Origin of the sequence: Zongyangia hominis (assembly GCF_014385095.1) — a bacterium.
GTDB classification, from domain to species: domain Bacteria; phylum Bacillota; class Clostridia; order Oscillospirales; family Ruminococcaceae; genus Zongyangia; species Zongyangia hominis.
Genome location: NZ_JACRTC010000005.1, coordinates 39,728 through 57,490, shown reverse-complemented (window position 1 = coordinate 57,490; position 17,763 = coordinate 39,728). Strand labels below are relative to the sequence as shown.

Genomic DNA, 17,763 nt, shown 5'->3' with positions numbered 1-17,763 from the left:
TTTTGCCTCATGAAATTTCGCATTCCCGCGCTGGTGCTGGTTCTCGCCCTGCTGTTATCCGGGTGCGGCCAGGCAAAGGAAAGCTCTTCCTCCAGCGATTCCACCGCCCCTCCCGTGACAACCACGTCGACCGCTGTGACGACCACCACGCCCCCGGTTACCACCACGACCACACCGCCGGTGACAACTACCACACCGCCGCCCGCCACCACGACGACGGCCCCGGCCGCCGCGCCGGCCTCCAGCGATTCGGACATCGTCTCCCAGCTGTTTACCCTCGTCAACAACGAGCGGGCCAGTCTGGGACTGCCGGGCTATAATTACAGCGGCGCGCTCTGCCAGAGCGCCTACACCCGGTGCGTGGAACTTGTGAGCACCTTCTCCCACACCCGCCCCGACGGCACCACCGGTGAAACGGCGGCCCTGGCGGCGGGCTACCGCTTCCTCTACTTTGGGGAGAACATCGCCGAGACGGACACCATGACCGCCCAGCAGCTCTTCGACATGTGGAAGTCCAGCGCCGGACACTACGCCTCCATGACCGCCAGCTATTTCAGCGACATGGGCGCGGCCGTCTACGAGCATAACGGCATCCTGTATGGGGTGCTCCACTTCGCCCAGCCCGGAGGCTCGGGAGAGATGGAATATCACGTGGAATACGAAGGCGAAATTATCGACTACAACGGATAAACACGAATCAAAGCTACATAAGGAGGTCTTTGCATGGCACTGCTCAAAGGCTGTATCAAATCCGAAGTCCTGCATATGGACACCGATCTGTGCGTCATCCTGCCCCACGACCGCATCCGCAAGCGCCCCGGCAAACCCGTCCGGGTGCTCTATCTCCTCCACGGCCTCTCCGGCAACTTCCTGGAGTGGTCCAGGTACACCGCCCTGGAGCGGTATACCAGGGAGTATGAGCTTTGCGTGGTCATGCCCTCGGTCCAGCGCAGCTTCTACACCGACATGAAATACGGTCTTCCCTACTACACCTTCATTTCCGACGAGCTGCCCCGGCTGATGAAAGCCATGTTCGGCATCTCCGCCGACCCGAAGGACACCTTCATCGCCGGCTGCTCCATGGGCGGATACGGCGCGCTCAAGATGCTCATGCGCAACCCCGAAAACTACGGCGGCGCCGCCGTCTTCTCGGCGGCGGTGGACATCAAGCGCTCTTTGCTCAGTGAAGAAATCGCCAAGATCTTCCCCTACCCCGACGTCAAAGGCGTCTACGGCGAGAACATCGAAATCGGCCCCGACGACGATCTCTACGCCATCGCGGAACAGTACGCGAAACTCCCCCAGGCCAAAACAACGCCCATCTACGCTTCTTGCGGCACCGAGGACTTCCTCTATCCCTACAACGTGGAATTTAGGAAGAAGATGGAGGAATTGGGCATCAACTACCACTATGAGGAGTGGCCCGGCGTCCATGGCTGGGACTTCTGGGACACCTCCATCGACAAGGCGCTCCAGTACCTGTTCCCCAACGGCTAAATTAATGAAAACCAGAGAAACGGGAATCCGTGGGATTCCCGTTTCTTTCTATCCCCTGCGAGAGGAGAAACGACTATGAGCGCACCATTAGCGGACCGCATGCGTCCCCAGACCCTGGACGAGGTGGTGGGACAGCGCCATCTCATCGGCAAAGGCGCGGTGCTCCGGCGCATCGTGGAGTCGGGCCAGATTCCCAACATGATCTTCTACGGCCCCTCCGGCATCGGCAAGACCACGGTGGCCCGCATCATTGCCCAAAGCGCGGGAAAGCAGCTATTTAAGCTCAACGGCACCACCGCCTCCACCGCCGACATCAAGGATATTGTGGCCCAAACTAACACCTTGGGAGGACTGGGGGGCATCCTGCTCTACCTCGACGAGATCCAGTATCTCAATAAAAAACAGCAGCAGACCCTGCTGGAATTTATCGAAAACGGGTCCATCACCCTCATATCCTCCACCACCGAGAACCCCTATTTCTACGTCTACAACGCCATCCTCTCCCGTTCCACCGTCTTTGAATTTCAGCCCGTCACCCCCGAAGACGTGGCGGCGGCGGTCAAGCGCGCCTTCACGTTTTTGGAAGGGGAACGAGGGGTCAAGCTGGACATCGAGGAGGGGGTCATCGAGCACATCTGCCTCTCCTGCGGCGGCGACGTGAGAAAGTCCCTCAACGCGGTGGAGCTGTGCGTCCTCTCGGCCGGGGAGGGCCCGGAGGGGAGTGTCAGGGTGACGCTCGACGACGCCAAGGCCATCTCCCAGCGCAGCGCCATGCGCTACGACCGGGACGCGGACGAGCACTACGACATCCTCTCCGCCTTTCAAAAGTCCATCCGGGGCTCCGACCCCGACGCAGCGGTCCACTACCTGGCAAGGCTCCTCACCGCCGGGGACCTGCTCTCCCCCTGCCGCCGGATGCTGGTCACCGCGGCCGAGGACATCGGCCTTGCATACCCCCAGGCTATTGCTATCGTCAAGGCCTGCGTGGACGCGGCCCTTCAGCTCGGCCTGCCCGAGGCCCGCATCCCGCTGACCGAGGCAGTCATTTTACTGGCCACCGCGCCCAAATCGAACTCCGCCATCATGGCCATCGACGCGGCCATGTCCGACATAAAAAAGGGAGGCGTGGGGGAAATCCCCGCCTATCTCAAGGACGGCCACTACGCCGGCGCCCAGAAGATGGGCCGGGCGAAAGGCTACGTCTATCCCCATGTAAAAAAGAACCACTGGTATGACCAGCAGTACCTGCCCGATCCCATCAAGGACAAAAAATACTACGCCTTCGGCGACAACAAGACCGAGCAGGCCGCCTTCCAGTATTGGCAGGCGGTCAAGGGCGGGGAACGCAAGGAATGAGCCCTGGGCCGCGCCCTAAAAAATTCACCAATTTACCAAAAAAGGTTGATTTTCTTTTCACAAGTTTTGCCTAGGAACCAAACAAGTTTTGATGTATAATGGGTTTACGAACAAAGGTTGTCCCAACAAATGCAAAAGGAGTGTAGCATCATGGCCATTTACAGAATGATTCTCAACGAGACCTCTCATTTTGGACCCGGCGCCATCTCGGTTCTCCCGGGGGAGATCAAATCCCGGGGCTTCAAAAAGGCTTTCGTCTGCTCGGACAAGGACCTGCTCAAATTCGGTGTGACCCAGAAGGTCACCGCCCTGCTGGGCAAGGAAAACTTCCCCTACGAGATTTACAGCGAAATTAAGCAAAACCCCACCGTCGCCAACGTACAGGGCGGTGTGGAAGCGTTTAAAAAGAGCGGCGCCGACTTCATCATCGCCATCGGCGGCGGCTCCTCCATGGACACCGCCAAGGCGGTCGGCATCATCATCAATAACCCGGAATTCGCCGACGTCAAGAGCCTGGCGGGCGAATCCCCCACCAAAAATAAAGCGGTCCCCATCATCGCCATCCCGACCACGGCCGGAACCGCGGCGGAAGTGACCATGAACTACGTCATCACCGACGAAGAAAAACAGGTCAAATTCCCCTGTGTCGACCCCCACGATATCCCCGTCGTCGCCATTGTGGACGCCGAGATGATGTCCTCCATGCCCAAGAGCCTGACGGCCAACACCGGTATGGACGCCCTGACCCACGCCATTGAGGGCTACACCGCCAACGGCGCCTGGGAAATGACCGACATGCTCAACCTCAAAGCCATAGAGCTCATCGCCAGAAGCCTGCGTAAAGCGGTGGAAAACGAGACCGACGCCCGCTTTGACATGTCCATCGGCCAGTACCTGACCGGCATGGGCTTCTCCAACTGCGGACTGGGCATCGTCCATTCCATGGCCCATCAGCTCGGCGGCGTCTACGACACCCCCCACGGCATCGCCAACGCCGTCATCCTGCCCTATGTCATGAAGTATAACGCCCCCTACACCGGTGAAAAATTCCGGGAGATCGCCCGGGTCATGGGCGTCAAGGGCGTCGATGAGATGAGCGAAGACGAGTATCGTCAGGCCGCTGTGGACGCTGTCATCCAGCTGTCCAAGGATGTGGGCATCCCCCAGACCCTCAGCGAAATCGGCGTCAAAGAGGAGGACATCCCCCGTCTGTCCGAGGCCGCGTTTGTCGACGGCTGCACCGGCGGCAACCCCCGTCCCACCTCGGTGGCGGAAATCGCGGAAATCTACAAAACCGCCCTTTAATCTCTACAATGAGTATAAAAAGAGCCTTTAACAACAGTTAAAGGCTCTTTTTTCGCGGAATTCTCCCCTTGTCTGCCGGGGAGCGCCGTGTTAAAATTTAAAAAAAGGGGGTAGTATGATTATGCCAATGGTTCTCACTGCCCGGCAGCTCGCGGCGGGCGGTTTTTCCATGTCTGAGGGGGAAGGGGCCCCGGTGGTCTGCCGGCTGCGCCCGGAGGAACTTTTCCAGTTTGGGCCCATGCTGGGTATCCCTGACCGTGTCATCGAGGAGAGCGGCCGGGGCGGCCCCTCCAAGCTGGAAAGCCACGACGGCTTTGACTTTTTAATGCTCAACGTCCCCGACCATCAGGACCTGTCCGCCCCCTGCCGTCAAAGCAGTATCTATTTCCGCAAGGGGCTCTTGGTCTTTACCGGCGGCGAGGACCCCCTCCTCGACGGCATCCTCTCCGAGGAGGAGGGGCGGGAAAGACCTATCCCCACCCTGCTGCTGACCTATTTCGACCGGCTTACCGGCGGCGATTTTTCCGCGCTGGAGGGGTTGGAGGAGGAAATTGAAGACCTGGAAGACGCCCTCATCACGAAAAAGAAGGACAACTGCATCCGGGAGATCATCGAACTGAGGAAGAAGCTGCGGGTGCTCCATCGCTATTACGAGCAGCTCTCCAGCCTGTTGGAGGCCATGGAGGAAAACTCAAACGGCCTGCTCGACAAAAAGGCCCTCCGCTTTGTCCATCTCCTAGCCGGACGGGCGGACCGGCTGTGCGGCAATGTCCGCAGCCTGCGGGATTATGTGACCCAGGTCCGGGAGGCTTACCAGGCCCAGGTGGACATCAGCCTCAACAGCCTCATGAAGCTCTTCACCGTAGTCACCACCATCTTCCTCCCCTTGAGCCTCATCGCCGGGTGGTACGGCATGAACTTCCCCATGCCGGAGTACCGCTGGGCGCTGGGCTATCCCGTCGTCATATGTGTAAGCGTCGCGGTGGTTGTGGTGTGCATCCTGCTCTTTAAAAAGAAAAAATGGCTCTGAGCCAAAGGAGGCTTTCCCCAGTGGCAAACAACAAGACCAATGTCATGCGCATTCTCGATAAGGCCCATATTTCCCACAAGGAATACACCTACGACCACAGCGACGGAAAGATCGACGGCGTCGCCGTGGCGCAGAAAATGGGCCAGCCCCTGGAACAGGTTTTCAAAACACTGGTCACAAAAGGGACGGGCCGGGACTATTATGTATTTGTGATCCCCGTGGCCAAGGAGCTGGATCTCAAGGCCGCCGCCCGGGCGGTGGGCCAAAAAGCGGTGGAGATGATTCCGGTCAGCGACCTTCTCAAAGTCACCGGTTATATCCGGGGCGGCTGCTCTCCCATCGGGATGAAGCGGGCCTATCCCACCGTCCTCGACAGCGCCTGCGAGGCCCTCCCCACCCTCATTGTCAGCGGTGGGAAAATTGGGTATCAAATCGAGCTCTCCCCCCGCGATCTCATGGCCCTCACCGGCGCCAAAACGGCCCCGATCACGGCACCAGGGACAGATTGATGTTCCTAAGCTGATTGGAGGTGCGGAACTCCGTCAGGAGAATCCGGAGGATTTCCTGTTGCCTGTCGGTCAACCCATCGATGAGGAGCATATCCCGGTCCTCCAGCCCCAGAATATAGTCGGAAGATACGCCGTATAGGATGGAAAGCTGCATCAGAACATCCAGCGACGGGGTTTTCACGTTGTTTTCGTAGCCGCTGATGGTCGTTTTAGAGAGATTGAGACGTCTGGCGACTTGGGCTTGTGTCAGGTTTTTGCTTTCTCTCAGTGCGCGCAGACGATAGCCGAAGTCAAAAATCATGATACACATCCCCTTTAAGAAAGTGTATACGAAATCTGTCGACTCTCAGCGGATTTTTCAAAGTTTTTGTCGCTTAAAAGTTGACCGCATTTTTCCAATATGATAAGATATAGTTAGTCTGGTACATATCCACCCCCCGGGATGGATATGCTGTCTGTGCTATCCCGCGCAAAGGCGGCCGTCATGGGGCGGGTGCAAAGGGGACATGACAGAGGAATCCGTTTGAGAATGGGGGAAATTTTTCATGAAGGATATCTTAGATATTTTGGCGGACCAATGCGGCTGTTTTATCTCTGCGCTAAAATATTCCGAGAACCTGCCACGGACAATTGCAGAACTGCGCGCGCTGGATTTGTCCCGTTACTCCCTGACCCAGTGTAACGAAGCGCTGTCCTATCTGTTTAATGAAAACTTTTCGTTTTCCACCCACCAGGAGGTCAAGAATTACCTGGCCGGAAAATAATAGAAAACGCAAAGGGATCAGCGAATGCTGATCCCTTTTTTATTTCGTCGCATTATCGCCGTGTAAAGGCGCACAGATGCAGGTATCGCCCGGCTGCCCTATTCGTTGGGGTGGATGATGATCTTCATGCAGTTGGCCTTGTCGTCCCGGGCCATCTCGTGGGCCTTTTGGGCATCGGCCAGGGGGAAGGACTGGGTAAACATCAGATCAAAGGGCGCCACGTCGCTGGCGGCCAGATGGATGCCATAGGGGTAGGTGTTACGGTACCTAAACAGGCCGTTGACCATCAGCTCCTTGGTGACCAGCTTGCCGATGGGGATGGGGGCCGTGTCGGCGCTGGGACATCCCACCAGCACGATGCTGCCGCCCCGCTTGACGCAGTCGATGAGGGTGCCAAAACCGCTGACAATGCCGGCAGTCTCCATGCCTACGTCGATTTGATCCGCCGCGATCTCATCGGCCAGCTGTTCCTGGATGGGGACTTTTGAGACGTCAAAGACCCGGGCCCCGAACTGCCGCGCCATTTCCAGACGCTGAGGAATGGTGTCGCAGATCATGACCTCCCCAGCGCCGCAGTCCTTGACCGCCGCGATGCAGGAAAGCCCGATGGGCCCCGCGCCCACGATCAGCACCCGGTCGTTGGGTTTGACTCTGGCCTGGCGCACCGCGTGGATGGCCACCGACAGCGGCTCCACCAGGGAGCCCCGCTCAAAGGACATGTCCATGGGTATTTGGAAGCAGAAGTCTTCCCGGATGGTGAGATACTGCCGCAGGCAGCCCCAGACCGGCGGCCCGGACATGAACTGCATCTTTTCGCACAGGTTATATTTTCCCGCCTTGCACGCCGGGCAGAATCCGCAAGCGATGCCCGGTTCCACCGCCACATGGTCGCCCGGCTGAAACTTGGTCACGTTTTTGCCAACAGCTTCCACGATACCGGCGCCCTCGTGGCCCAGGATATGGGGATACTGCACATAGTCGTCGCCAATGTGTCCCTCGGAGAAGAAATGGACGTCCGAGCCGCAAACGCCGACCGCCATCACCTTGACGAGCACCTCGTCGTCGCCGCACTCGGGAATGGGAATTTCCTGAATTTCCATGGTGTTTTGTTTTGTCAATATGGCCGCTTTCATTGTTTTCATAGCGCCGTCCCCTCCCTTTTCTGGTGTGGTTCATTTCCCCTACCATAACATAAAAGCTAACTTTTTTCAACTTTTCCTTTGTTATTTTATAAAAAATCACAAACGCGCAAAAATTGGCCGTCCCTTTTTCCCGGTCTCCGTTTTTCCGACCGCACTAATACCTGCGCCGCTTATCCTAAAGTTACAGCTAATTTCACCCTCTGGCGCTCTCCGTCATTTGTTATTTTGTCCTCTTTTGGCGGACATGCACGAATATTTCTCTTTCGTCATATGCTACTTTATGGCGTTTGCCGCCCAAATTTCCAGCGCCCGGATATTTTGTACCGGCTTTTCGCAGAAAAAGATAGGAAAAGGGGTCTTCTGTTATGTATTCCTTGCTCATTTGTTTCGCTCTTTGTAATCTGCTCTACTTCGCGCTGCACATCACCGGCAACGGGACCTTCCCCAAGCCGCTCTCCGCCAAGGAGGAGCAAGAGTGCCTGGAACGGATGGCACAAGGCGATCCAGAGGCCCGGGACCAACTCATCGAACATAACCTCCGGCTAGTAGCCCACATCATCAAGAACGGTTAAAGCGGAAGGAGGCGTTTTCCCGGTTAAAAACGACCCCAAAGGGGCCGCCGAATTTCAGGTGGATCTCCAGACGCACTTCCTCTTTTGTGCTGCCTTTTTTGACCACAATGTGGTCCAAGATCGTGGTCACCAAAGCCGAGTTGATCCCGTTTTTAAAAGAAAGTTCCTCTTCCAGGGCGGTTTTGATGTTACGAAGCTGTTGAGCAGAGCGCCTCCCCTTTTGCTCCTCCGATCTTAGAAGTTCCAGTCGTTCCTCCAACCCTTTCACCTGTTCATTAAAGCTGTCGTTGCGGCGCTTAAACTCCTCGATGGTGAGCGCCTGCGCCATACTCATCTCCAGCAGGCGGTCCTTTTTTGCGCGGATGGCGGACAAGTCCTCCTCAATCCGCAAGGCATCCCGGCCATAGTCGTGCTCATCGGGAACCGACTGGATGACCTTTACCACCGCGTCCACAATGGCCTGTTGATCCTGGGCCAGCTGATCGAAAATTCGAGCCATGATCTGGTCCAGTTCCGTGGTTCGCAACTGGGGCGCAGGGCAGGCCGCCCGGCCCCGATTGCGGTACACCCGGCACTGCCAGACCTCCTTTTCCCCCTTGGTGCTTTTGAGTACCTGCCTGTGGAAGCTGGCGCCATGCTCCCCGCAGATAATCTTGCCGCTGTATGGGTAACGGTTGTGGAACTCAGCGGCGCTCTGGTGGGACATCATCTGCCGGCTGCGGCGCTTGTAAAGGGCGTGGGCCCGGTCCCAAAGGTCTTCCGACACAATGGCCGGGATGGAAGGATCGGGATACATAACCCACTCGCTCTCGTCCAGGAATATCTTGCGCTTGCTGCGGTAGTCCACCGTCTGGGACTTGTTGGCGCAATACCAGCCCTTGTATTTGGGATTGCAGAGAATGTGCCGGATGGTCAGCACGTTGAAGGCGTTGCCCTTTCGACTGGTAAAGCCCTCATCGTACAAGGTCTGGGAAATGCGGCGGATGCCCATCTGCTGGTTGGCGTAGAGATCGAAGATCCGACGGACCACCCGAGCCTCCTCCTCGTTGATGGTCAGCACACAGTCCTTTTTGTCGTAGCCCCACAGCTGATCGTTGCCCAGCACATGGCCATTTTTGATGGCCTGCCGGAAGCCGAACTTCAGCCGCTCGGAGAGCTTTCTCACCTCGTCTTGGGCCACGCCGGCCATGACCACCAATCGGAATTCGCTGTCGCTGTCCAGGGTGTTGATGTTGTCGTTCTGAAACAGCACCCCCACGTCATGCGCCAATAGCTCCTGGGTATACTGGATGCTGTCCAGGGTAGAACGGGAAAAGCGGGATATTTCTTTCGTGATGATGAAGTCAAAGCGTCCCGCTTTGGCGTCTGCGATCATCCGATTAAAACTATCCCGCTTTTTCGTACTTGTCCCGCTGATCCCCTCGTCGATATATCCCTCGACGTAGGTCCAGTTTAATTTGCTTTGAATCAGTTCGGTGTAATACTGTACTTGATTTTCCAAGCTGTTGCGCTGTTCGTCCTTGTCTGTCGATACTCTGGCGTAGAAGGTCACTCGCAGCGGCAGGTCGAAGATGGACTTCCCGTTTCTCATTTCCTTGCGTATTCTATGTACATTCATGCGTGCTTCCCTCCTTTGTCAAGCACACAGAAGAATCGAAAAATTCCGGTAAGTCTATCATAGAATGCACCACATCCTCCGCGTGAGAATAGGTAGATTTCGATATCAGTCCAAGCAAGTGGACATGGTTTAACAGGACGCTCATCAGCTCTCTCTGTGCGCTCTCCAAATAGCATCACCTCTTTTCCAAGATATGAGGGTATGAAAACAAAAATACCGGACGGCTTGGCCGTCTGGCATTATCTAAATAAACACATGGCGCTCATCTTTCTCATTCCAAATTTTAATTTCATCATCAGTAGGCCAGCTATTGGCTTGTGCTTGACTGTAATCCAAAGGCCACACGCGTCTGTTCGGGTAGGAGGGATGAAATCGCCGCTGATAATCTTTCTGGAAATGCAAAGACTATTTGTCAAGGCCTTTGTATTTCCAGAAAGGAGCGGGCGGTATGGGCGTCTTTGCAGAATATTTGGCGCAAATTGAAAATTCCAAGTGCCGTGACCGCACGGCGGAGGTGCTGGATTGGGTGGGGCTGACATTCCCTGATCTGGAACCGAGAATCGCGTGGAACCAGCCCATGTTTACCGACCATGGCACCTTCATCATCGGGTTTAGCGTTTCCGCCAAGCACCTGGCCGTTTCACCCGAGCGGGCTGGCATGGAGCATTTCAGACAGGAAATTACCCAGGCGGGCTACGGGCAGAGTAAGATGCTGTTTCGCATTCCGTGGGACAAAGAAGTGGACTACCCGCTGCTACATCGTATCATCGTCTGCAACCGTGTCGAAAAGGCCGATTGCAAAACTTTTTGGAGGAATTCCATATGACGTCCACGGAGATATTTCGGCAGATAGAACGCCATTTGATGGAGGATGTCCAGCCCAGCCAGGCGTTGGAAGAGCTCTTTGACCGCCCCCTCCCCCCGGAGTTTGCACCGCTTTGGCGCCTGAAAACCACAGAGCAGTCGCCGGTTCACCACCCGGAGGGGAATGTCTGGAATCACACGATGCTGGTGATAGACCAGGCGGCGAAACGGCGGGGAGAGAGTAAATATCCCGAGGCGCTGATGTGGGCCGCGCTGCTCCATGATATTGGGAAACCTGATACGACGCGCGTCAGACGGGGGAAAATCACCTCCTATAACCACGAAAAGGTGGGCGCGTCGCTGGCGCGGCGGTTTTTATCCGGTTTTTTGACAGACAAGATGCTAATCGAGCGGGTGTGTATGCTCATTCGGTACCATATGCAGATCCTATTTGTGGTAAGAGATTTGCCCTTCGCAGATGTGAAGGGTATGAAGAAGCGCACCGATGTGGAGGAGGTTGCCCTACTGGGTCTCTGTGATCTGATGGGGCGGCTCCACAGCAACCTGGCGACGGAAGAGGGAAAGGTCCAACGCTTTATAGAAAAATGCGGGCGGTGATGCGCTGCCCGGTCATAGGAGGAAACGTATATGCCCAACTGGCTGCAATTTGAAAAATCCCCTTATCTTCTCCAGCACCGGGAAAACCCCGTAGACTGGCGGCCTTGGGGAGAAGAAGCATTCCAAGCGGCTAGACAGGCGGATAAGCCGGTGTTTCTCAGCATCGGTTACTCCACCTGCCACTGGTGCCATGTCATGGCGCATGAATCCTTTGAGGATCAAACCGTGGCGGAGGCCATCAATCAGGATTTTATCCCCATCAAGGTGGACCGAGAGGAGCGCCCGGATGTGGACGCGGTCTATATGGCCGCCTGCACCGCCATGACAGGCTCGGGCGGCTGGCCGCTTACGGTGTTGCTCACTCCGGAACAAAATCCTTTCTGGGCGGGCACATATTTACCGAAGCGGCAGCTATTGTCGTTGCTGTCGCAGGCCGCGCAGTTGTGGCGGGAGGACAAGGAAAGTCTGGTTGCCGCCGGGGCGGAGCTGACCGCCCACCTCAAAAGAACGGAGGAAGCAAGCGGCGGCGTTCCCGACCGTGGACTGGTGCGCCAGGCGGTCAGTCTCTACGCCCAGAGCTTTGATGCACGCTGGGGCGGATTTGGGCGCGCTCCAAAATTCCCCACGCCCCACAATTTAATTTTCCTGCTTCGATATGCCCAACGCACGGGGGATCGCCACGCCCGTGAGATGGCGGAACAGACTTTGGAAGCGATGTACCGGGGCGGCCTGTTCGACCACGTGGGCGGCGGCTTTGCCCGGTACTCTACCGATAAAAAGTGGCTGGCGCCTCATTTTGAAAAGATGCTCTACGACAATGCGCTTCTGGCTCTGGCCTATACCGAAGTTTATCAAGAGACCCGCCGCCCCCTCTATGCGGAAATCGTGCGCCGCACTCTGGACTACGTCCTCCGGGAACTGACCGATCCACAGGGTGGTTTTTACTGCGGGCAGGACGCGGACAGTGAAGGTGTGGAGGGAAAATATTACGTGTTCACTCCCGATGAACTAAAAGATTTGCTCGAGCCACGGGACGCGGATATCTTTTGCCGCTGGTACGGCGTGACCCCGTCAGGAAATTTTGAGGGCAAAACTATCCTCAATCTCATCGCGCAAGAACAGATCGATCAGGAACCGGAACGCATGAAATGTTTGCGTGAGAAGGTGTATGCTTACCGTTTAGGCAGAACCCAACTCCATCGGGACGACAAGGTTCTTACCGCCTGGAACGGTCTGATGATCGCGGCGATGGCCCATGCGGGACTGGCGTTGGACGAACCTCGGTATCTGGACGCCGCCATGCGGGCGGTGGATTTTATAAAAAGGAAACTCACCGATAACAGTGGCCGCCTGCTGGCAAGATGGCGGGAGGAGCAGGCGGCCCACCCCGGAAAGCTGGACGACTATGCCTTCTACTCTTGGGGTCTGCTGAAACTCTATGATGCAACATTCCAAACCCAATATTTAGCGGAGGCCCGGCGTTTGACGGTACGGATGTATGAACAATTCTTCGACGAGAAAAACGGCGGATTTTATCCCTATGCCTCGGAGGGGGAACAGCTCATTACCCGGACGAAAGAAACTTACGACGGTGCTATGCCGTCGGGGAACTCGGTGGCGGCGCTGGTGCTCTCGCGCCTGGCCCGGCTCACCGGAGAAAGCCGCTGGCGTACCGCCGCCGACTTGCAGTTGGCCTATTTGGCGGGCGCTGTCCAAGAATACCCCGCCGGGTATGGCTTTGCCATGCTGGCGTTCTTAGAAGAGTTGTGGCCCTCGGCGGAACTGGTCTGCGCCTCGCAGGAAGTGCCCGCTGAACTGACCGCCTTTCTGCGGGAGGCTTCCCGCCCTGCAATGACGGTGCTGGTAAAAACGCCGGAGACTGCGAAAGCCTTGGGCCAGCTCGTCCCTTTTACGGAATCTTATCCCATTCCGGAAAAGGGCGTCCGATATTATCTCTGTCAAAACGGAGCATGCGCCCAGCCGGTGGACAGCATCGCGCAGGTGAAAGCAATGCTGGAGAAAATTTGACGATTCGCCTTAAAAAATCCGCCGGAGCAAGGAAAGGAAGCAATGAGCGATTGCAGCCCATTGCTTCCTTTCCTTTTATCACCTAAAATCATATGAGGAAGGAAGAAAAATCAGCGTAAGAGCGTGATTTCGCTTCAAATCCCGGAGCCAGGCTTGTCCCCCGGCTTTTCGGCCTTTTTCTCCTTTTGCTATCACCGTTAAAGAAGTATTACGCCAACTACAAGGACCAGGACGATCTGATCTCCATCGGCACCATCGGCCTCATCAAGGCCGTGTCCACCTTCGACTACACTAAGGGGACCCGGTTTGCCACCTATGCGGCGCGCTGTATTGAAAAAGCAATCCCCGCCAATGCGCCACATTTTGCCTTGTATACAAATATTGTGTATTTATTGTGAAAAAAGAGGCCTACACCTTCGTTTTTTGTATTTTCGTGGTATAATAAAAAGGCAAGATTTACAAAACTGACGTTCTGATCAGAAATGGGAGAAAAAAATATGCTGGAACTGAAACATATATCCGTGGACGTTGCGGGGGAAGACGGCGAAAAGGGGATTCTCAAAAACGTCAATCTCACGGTGGACGACGGCAAATTCGTGGTCATCACCGGACCCAACGGCGGCGGTAAGTCGACCCTTGCCAAGGTGGTGGCGGGCATCAACCCTCCCACCGAGGGACAGATTTTCTTTGACGGCCAGGACATCACGGGCCTTGGCATCACGGAGAGAGCCAAACTGGGGATCAGCTTTGCCTTCCAACAGCCGGTGCGTTTTAAGGGCATCACGGTACGGGATATGGTGGAGCTGGCCGCCGGTGAAAAAATAGAGGAAGAGCAGCTTTGCGGATATCTACGGGACGTGGGGCTGTGCGCCAAGGACTATATTGACCGGGAGATCAACGCGAGCCTCTCGGGGGGCGAGATCAAGCGCATTGAAATCGCCATGGTCATGGCCCGCAAAACCAGACTCACCATCTTCGACGAGCCGGAGGCGGGCATCGATTTGTGGAGCTTTAATAACCTCATCGACGTCTTCCAGCGCATGCGCCGGGAAATCCGCGGCTCCATCGTCATCATTTCCCACCAGGAGCGGATTCTGGGTATCGCCGACGAGATCGTGGTCCTCTCCGGCGGCGTCATCACCGCTCACGGCCCCCGGGACGAAATTCTCCCCACCCTGCTCGGGGACGACAAATGCCAATTCTGCCCGAAACTGGAGGAGGCGTAAGCTATGAAAAATATCACCCAACAGCTCCTTGGCCTCGTGTCCGATCTTTTCGGCGCCCCAGACGGCGCCTACAATATCCGGGAAGACGGCGCGTGCGCCGGGCGTCAGTCTACCGATCAAATCGAGATCACGCCCAAAATGGGTAAGCCCGGCATCGACATTCTCATTAAACCCGGCACCCAGGGGGAAAACGTCTACATTCCCGCCTGCGTCACCCACAGCGATGTGGACGATCTGGTGTACAACGACTTCTACGTGGGCGAAAACGCCGACGTCACCATCATCGCCGGCTGCGGCGTCCACACCGAGGGGGAGGAATCCTCCCAGCACAACGGCATCCACCGCTTCTTCCTCCAAAAAGGCGCCCATGTGCGGTATGTGGAAAAACACATCGGCATCGGCGAGGGCACCGGCAAACGGATTATCAACCCCCAAACCTACATCGAGATCGCCGAGGGCGGCTCCCTGGAGATGGACACGGTCCAGATGAAGGGGGTCGATTCCACCCGCCGGGTCACCCGGGGCAAGCTGGCCGCGGGGAGCCGGCTTCTCATCAAGGAAAAGATCATGACCCACGGCGATCAGACCGCCGAAACCGACTTTGAGGTGGAACTTGACGGCGACGGCTCGGGGGTGGATCTCATCTCCCGCTCGGTAGCCAAGGGCCGCTCCCATCAGGTCTTCCGCTCCAAAATTTACGGCAACTGCGCCTGCACCGGCCACTCGGAGTGCGACGCCATCATCATGGACCATGGCGTCGTCAGCGCCATCCCGGAATTGACCGCCAACCATGTGGACGCCGCCCTTATCCACGAGGCGGCCATCGGCAAAATCGCCGGTGAGCAAATTACCAAGCTCATGACTTTGGGGCTCACGGAAGAGGAAGCCGAAGCCAAAATCATCGAGGGTTTCCTCAAATAACGAGTAAAAAAACCGCCGTCCGCGCTATGCGGATGGCGGTTTTTCCGCGTCCAGGACCGCGAGCAGGGAGTCGATGAGGTGCATCCTCTCCTCCGGCTCCAGCTCTTCGAGCCTCTCGCACAGCCACTGTCCGTGGAGCCGCCCGGCCGCAAGGCTGAGTTTCTCGCGGATTTCCTCGTCCTCCCAGCCGGAAATGAGAATTTCCAAGACGCACCCCTCCCCTTCCCTTCATCCTATGCGTCCCAGGCGGCGGGCATGCCGTACAAGCCATATCGCATAGGTTTAAGACGAAGGGAGGCATGCCCCTTGCAGTGCCCCATCATCGCCGTCTATTCCCGGAAATCCCGTTTCACCGGCCAGGGAGAAAGCATCGAAAACCAGATTGAGCTGTGCCGCAAATACTGCCTCGGCCACTACGAGGGGCTGCGGGCGGAAGACCTGCTTCTCTATGAGGACGAGGGCTTTTCCGGCGGCAACACCCGCCGCCCCCAGTTCCTCGCCATGATGGAGGACGCCCGCCGCCGACGTTTCGACGTGATTGTCTGCTACCGTCTCGACCGGGTCAGCCGAAACATCGGCGACTTCGCCCGGCTCATCGAGGAGCTGGGGAGCCTCTCCATCGCCTTTGTCTCCATCAAGGAGCAGTTTGACACCTCCTCCCCCCTGGGCCGGGCCATGATGTACATCGCCTCGGTCTTCTCCCAATTGGAGCGGGAGACCATTGCCGAGCGCATCCGGGACAACATGCTGGAGCTCTCCCGGACCGGAAGGTGGCTGGGCGGAGTGACACCCACCGGCTTTGCCTCCCAGATGGTGGCATACCAGGGGGAGGACGGCAAGACCCGGCGGCTCTGCCGCCTGACCCCAGTGCCGGAGGAAATCGACCTGGTACGGCGGGTTTACCGTGGCTTTCTCGCGTGCGGCTCGATCACCCTGCTGGAAGAGCGCCTCCGGGGAGAGGGTATTCTCAGCCGCCGGGGACGGCCTCTCCGGCGGGACGCCCTGCGCCAAATGCTCGTAAATCCTGTCTACGCCGCGGCGGACGAGAACACCTACCGCTATTTTGAGACCCGGGGCGCGCAGTGCAGCGGCCAAAAGGAGGACTATGACGGCGCTCGGGGACTCATGGTCTACAACAAAACCCGCCAGGAAAAGGGACGACGCGTGCAGATCCGTCCCTGTGAGGAATGGATCGTTGCCCCCGGGGAGCATCCCGCCGTCCTGCCCGGGGAAATGTGGCTGCGCGTCCAACGCCTGCTCTCCGCCCCGCCCCGTGGCCGCCCCACTAGCCGTGAGAACGCCCCGCCCCTTCTCTCGGGGATCCTCTTCTGCGCCGGGTGCGGCAGTCCCCTGCGTGCCAAAAAAACGGGACGGCGGGATCAGGCGGGCCGGGACGTCTTCTACTACCTATGCCGGGAGAAGGAGCGTTCGGGTGGGTGCACCGTCAAAAACGCGCCGGGCCAGGCCCTGGACGAGGCGGTCTGGCACCGGGTTGTGCAAATCGCGGAGGACCCCGCCGCCCTCATTTCCTACTTGCTGGCCGCCCGGGCCAAGGCCCGGGCCCAGCTGGACCGCGCTTCTCATCCCGGCCCGCCGGGCCGTGGGGTGTCCGGCGCGCCGCTGGCCCCGCCGGGCGGGGTCTGCAACCTCAGCACGGCGCACAAAGCTGGCGGCGTCCTCCCGCTACGTGGGGAGAGTCCTTGCCCTTCCGGCGCAACAGGGAGAGAAAGGGAGTCCAAGACACCGGACGCTGCCCCTCCAGCCCTCGTAAGCCACTTCCCCCTTCTCTCCTTATCCGGGTGGGGCGCCCGCCTCTCCCCCCTCGAAAGACGGGAGGCGATGCAAACCCTCTTTTCCCGGGCCCAGTGGGACGGCGAGCGGCTCACCCTCTTTCCGGCGGGCATGTTGCCATCAAGGGGGGATAGCAAATGAAATCCTCATGCACTTTCGCAACCTAAAGAAGTCCGCCCAGGATGTCTATATTTCCGACCCTATCGACACCGACAAGGACGGAAACAGCCTGACGCTCATGGACATTGTGTCCGACGACATCAGCGTGTTTGACAGCATCGATTTAAAGCTCAAATCGGAGAAGCTCTATAAGTATATCGGCGAATCCCTGGATGATCGGGAGAAGCAGATCATCGTCATGCGCTACGGCCTGGGCAACCGGATTCCCCTCACCCAGCGGGAAGTGGCCAAGAAGCTGGGCATCTCCCGCTCTTATGTATCGCGCATCGAAAAGAAGGCGGTCACCGTCCTCAAAAAACGCTTTGGCAAAGAAATTATCGACAGCTTGGGCTAATCTGCATGGTACCGGCGCCCCGAAGTTCGGGGCGCCGCTTTTGTATTGTCTGGGACAAGCTAGCAAAA

General features: G+C 57.4%; 20 protein-coding genes. 16 read left to right on the top strand and 4 right to left on the bottom strand.

What is annotated here, in order from left to right; genetic code table 11:
- Positions 1–9: 9 nt before the first annotated feature.
- From H8709_RS08015 to ybaK, 6 genes are all read left to right on the top strand, one after another.
- Complete coding sequence (locus H8709_RS08015; RefSeq protein ID WP_262397857.1) at positions 10–690, top strand: CAP domain-containing protein; 681 nt, start codon at positions 10–12, stop codon at positions 688–690.
- Positions 691–723: 33 nt separating this feature from the next.
- A complete protein-coding gene (locus H8709_RS08010; protein ID WP_262397856.1) occupies positions 724–1,497 on the top strand; it encodes an alpha/beta hydrolase in 774 nt (257 codons plus the stop codon).
- Between the two features lie 75 nt (positions 1,498–1,572).
- Positions 1,573–2,853, top strand: a complete 1,281-nt coding sequence (locus H8709_RS08005) for a replication-associated recombination protein A (protein ID WP_262397855.1) — start codon at positions 1,573–1,575, stop codon at positions 2,851–2,853.
- A gap of 150 nt (positions 2,854–3,003) precedes the next feature.
- Positions 3,004–4,158: a lactaldehyde reductase gene (fucO, locus tag H8709_RS08000; RefSeq protein WP_262397854.1), complete on the top strand. Its 1,155-nt coding sequence runs from the start codon at positions 3,004–3,006 to the stop codon at positions 4,156–4,158.
- Between the two features lie 121 nt (positions 4,159–4,279).
- Entirely contained in the window at positions 4,280–5,188 is a 909-nt protein-coding gene (locus H8709_RS07995) for a magnesium transporter CorA family protein (RefSeq protein ID WP_262397853.1), read from the top strand.
- A gap of 20 nt (positions 5,189–5,208) precedes the next feature.
- Positions 5,209–5,697 carry a Cys-tRNA(Pro) deacylase gene (ybaK, locus tag H8709_RS07990; protein WP_262397852.1) on the top strand — a complete coding sequence of 163 codons (489 nt, stop codon included), beginning with the start codon at positions 5,209–5,211 and terminating at the stop codon, positions 5,695–5,697.
- Here ybaK and H8709_RS07985 read toward each other — a convergent pair.
- Positions 5,675–5,998, bottom strand: a complete 324-nt coding sequence (locus H8709_RS07985) for a helix-turn-helix domain-containing protein (RefSeq protein ID WP_262397851.1) — start codon at positions 5,996–5,998, stop codon at positions 5,675–5,677. The two genes, ybaK and H8709_RS07985, sit on opposite strands and share 23 nt — an antisense overlap.
- Before the next feature lie 244 nt (positions 5,999–6,242).
- Between H8709_RS07985 and H8709_RS07980 the strand changes: the two genes are divergently transcribed.
- The gene (locus H8709_RS07980) at positions 6,243–6,461 is read left to right on the top strand and encodes a hypothetical protein (protein ID WP_262397850.1); all 219 of its coding nucleotides are present in this window, start codon (positions 6,243–6,245) and stop codon (positions 6,459–6,461) included.
- Between the two features lie 98 nt (positions 6,462–6,559).
- On the opposite strand, the gene H8709_RS07975 is transcribed toward H8709_RS07980, so the two are convergent.
- Positions 6,560–7,603, bottom strand: a complete 1,044-nt coding sequence (locus H8709_RS07975; protein ID WP_262397849.1) for an NAD(P)-dependent alcohol dehydrogenase — start codon at positions 7,601–7,603, stop codon at positions 6,560–6,562.
- A gap of 365 nt (positions 7,604–7,968) precedes the next feature.
- On the opposite strand from H8709_RS07975, the gene H8709_RS07970 reads away from it, so the two are divergent.
- Complete coding sequence (locus H8709_RS07970) at positions 7,969–8,175, top strand: sporulation sigma factor SigK (protein ID WP_262397848.1); 207 nt, start codon at positions 7,969–7,971, stop codon at positions 8,173–8,175.
- On the opposite strand, the gene H8709_RS07965 is transcribed toward H8709_RS07970, so the two are convergent.
- The gene (locus H8709_RS07965; protein WP_262397847.1) at positions 8,162–9,793 is read right to left on the bottom strand and encodes a recombinase family protein; all 1,632 of its coding nucleotides are present in this window, start codon (positions 9,791–9,793) and stop codon (positions 8,162–8,164) included. The two genes, H8709_RS07970 and H8709_RS07965, sit on opposite strands and share 14 nt — an antisense overlap.
- A gap of 448 nt (positions 9,794–10,241) precedes the next feature.
- Here H8709_RS07965 and H8709_RS07960 point away from each other — a divergent pair, with 448 nt between their 5' ends.
- The 6 genes from H8709_RS07960 (at position 10,242) to H8709_RS07935 (ending at position 15,390) form a co-directional block, all read left to right on the top strand.
- A complete protein-coding gene (locus tag H8709_RS07960) occupies positions 10,242–10,619 on the top strand; it encodes an iron chaperone (RefSeq protein WP_262397846.1) in 378 nt (125 codons plus the stop codon).
- Positions 10,616–11,215, top strand: coding sequence for an HDIG domain-containing metalloprotein (locus H8709_RS07955; RefSeq protein ID WP_262397845.1), 600 nt, complete (start codon positions 10,616–10,618; stop codon positions 11,213–11,215). The genes H8709_RS07960 and H8709_RS07955 overlap by 4 nt, the downstream gene beginning before the upstream one ends.
- 30 nt (positions 11,216–11,245) lie before the next feature.
- Positions 11,246–13,243, top strand: coding sequence for a thioredoxin domain-containing protein (locus tag H8709_RS07950; protein WP_262397844.1), 1,998 nt, complete (start codon positions 11,246–11,248; stop codon positions 13,241–13,243).
- Between the two features lie 185 nt (positions 13,244–13,428).
- The gene (locus tag H8709_RS07945; RefSeq protein ID WP_262397843.1) at positions 13,429–13,641 is read left to right on the top strand and encodes a sigma factor; all 213 of its coding nucleotides are present in this window, start codon (positions 13,429–13,431) and stop codon (positions 13,639–13,641) included.
- A gap of 99 nt (positions 13,642–13,740) precedes the next feature.
- On the top strand, positions 13,741–14,469 hold the full coding sequence (locus H8709_RS07940) for an ABC transporter ATP-binding protein (RefSeq protein ID WP_262397998.1): 729 nt from the start codon (positions 13,741–13,743) through the stop codon (positions 14,467–14,469).
- A 3-nt stretch (positions 14,470–14,472) separates the two neighbouring features.
- Complete coding sequence (locus H8709_RS07935) at positions 14,473–15,390, top strand: SufB/SufD family protein (RefSeq protein WP_262397842.1); 918 nt, start codon at positions 14,473–14,475, stop codon at positions 15,388–15,390.
- Between the two features lie 24 nt (positions 15,391–15,414).
- On the opposite strand, the gene H8709_RS07930 is transcribed toward H8709_RS07935, so the two are convergent.
- The gene (locus H8709_RS07930; protein ID WP_262397841.1) at positions 15,415–15,597 is read right to left on the bottom strand and encodes a hypothetical protein; all 183 of its coding nucleotides are present in this window, start codon (positions 15,595–15,597) and stop codon (positions 15,415–15,417) included.
- Positions 15,598–15,696: 99 nt separating this feature from the next.
- Between H8709_RS07930 and H8709_RS07925 the strand changes: the two genes are divergently transcribed.
- Both H8709_RS07925 and H8709_RS07920 read left to right on the top strand, forming a co-directional pair.
- The gene (locus tag H8709_RS07925; protein WP_262397840.1) at positions 15,697–17,322 is read left to right on the top strand and encodes a recombinase family protein; all 1,626 of its coding nucleotides are present in this window, start codon (positions 15,697–15,699) and stop codon (positions 17,320–17,322) included.
- Positions 17,323–17,329: 7 nt separating this feature from the next.
- Entirely contained in the window at positions 17,330–17,695 is a 366-nt protein-coding gene (locus H8709_RS07920; RefSeq protein ID WP_262397839.1) for a sigma-70 family RNA polymerase sigma factor, read from the top strand.
- Positions 17,696–17,763 lie beyond the last annotated feature (68 nt).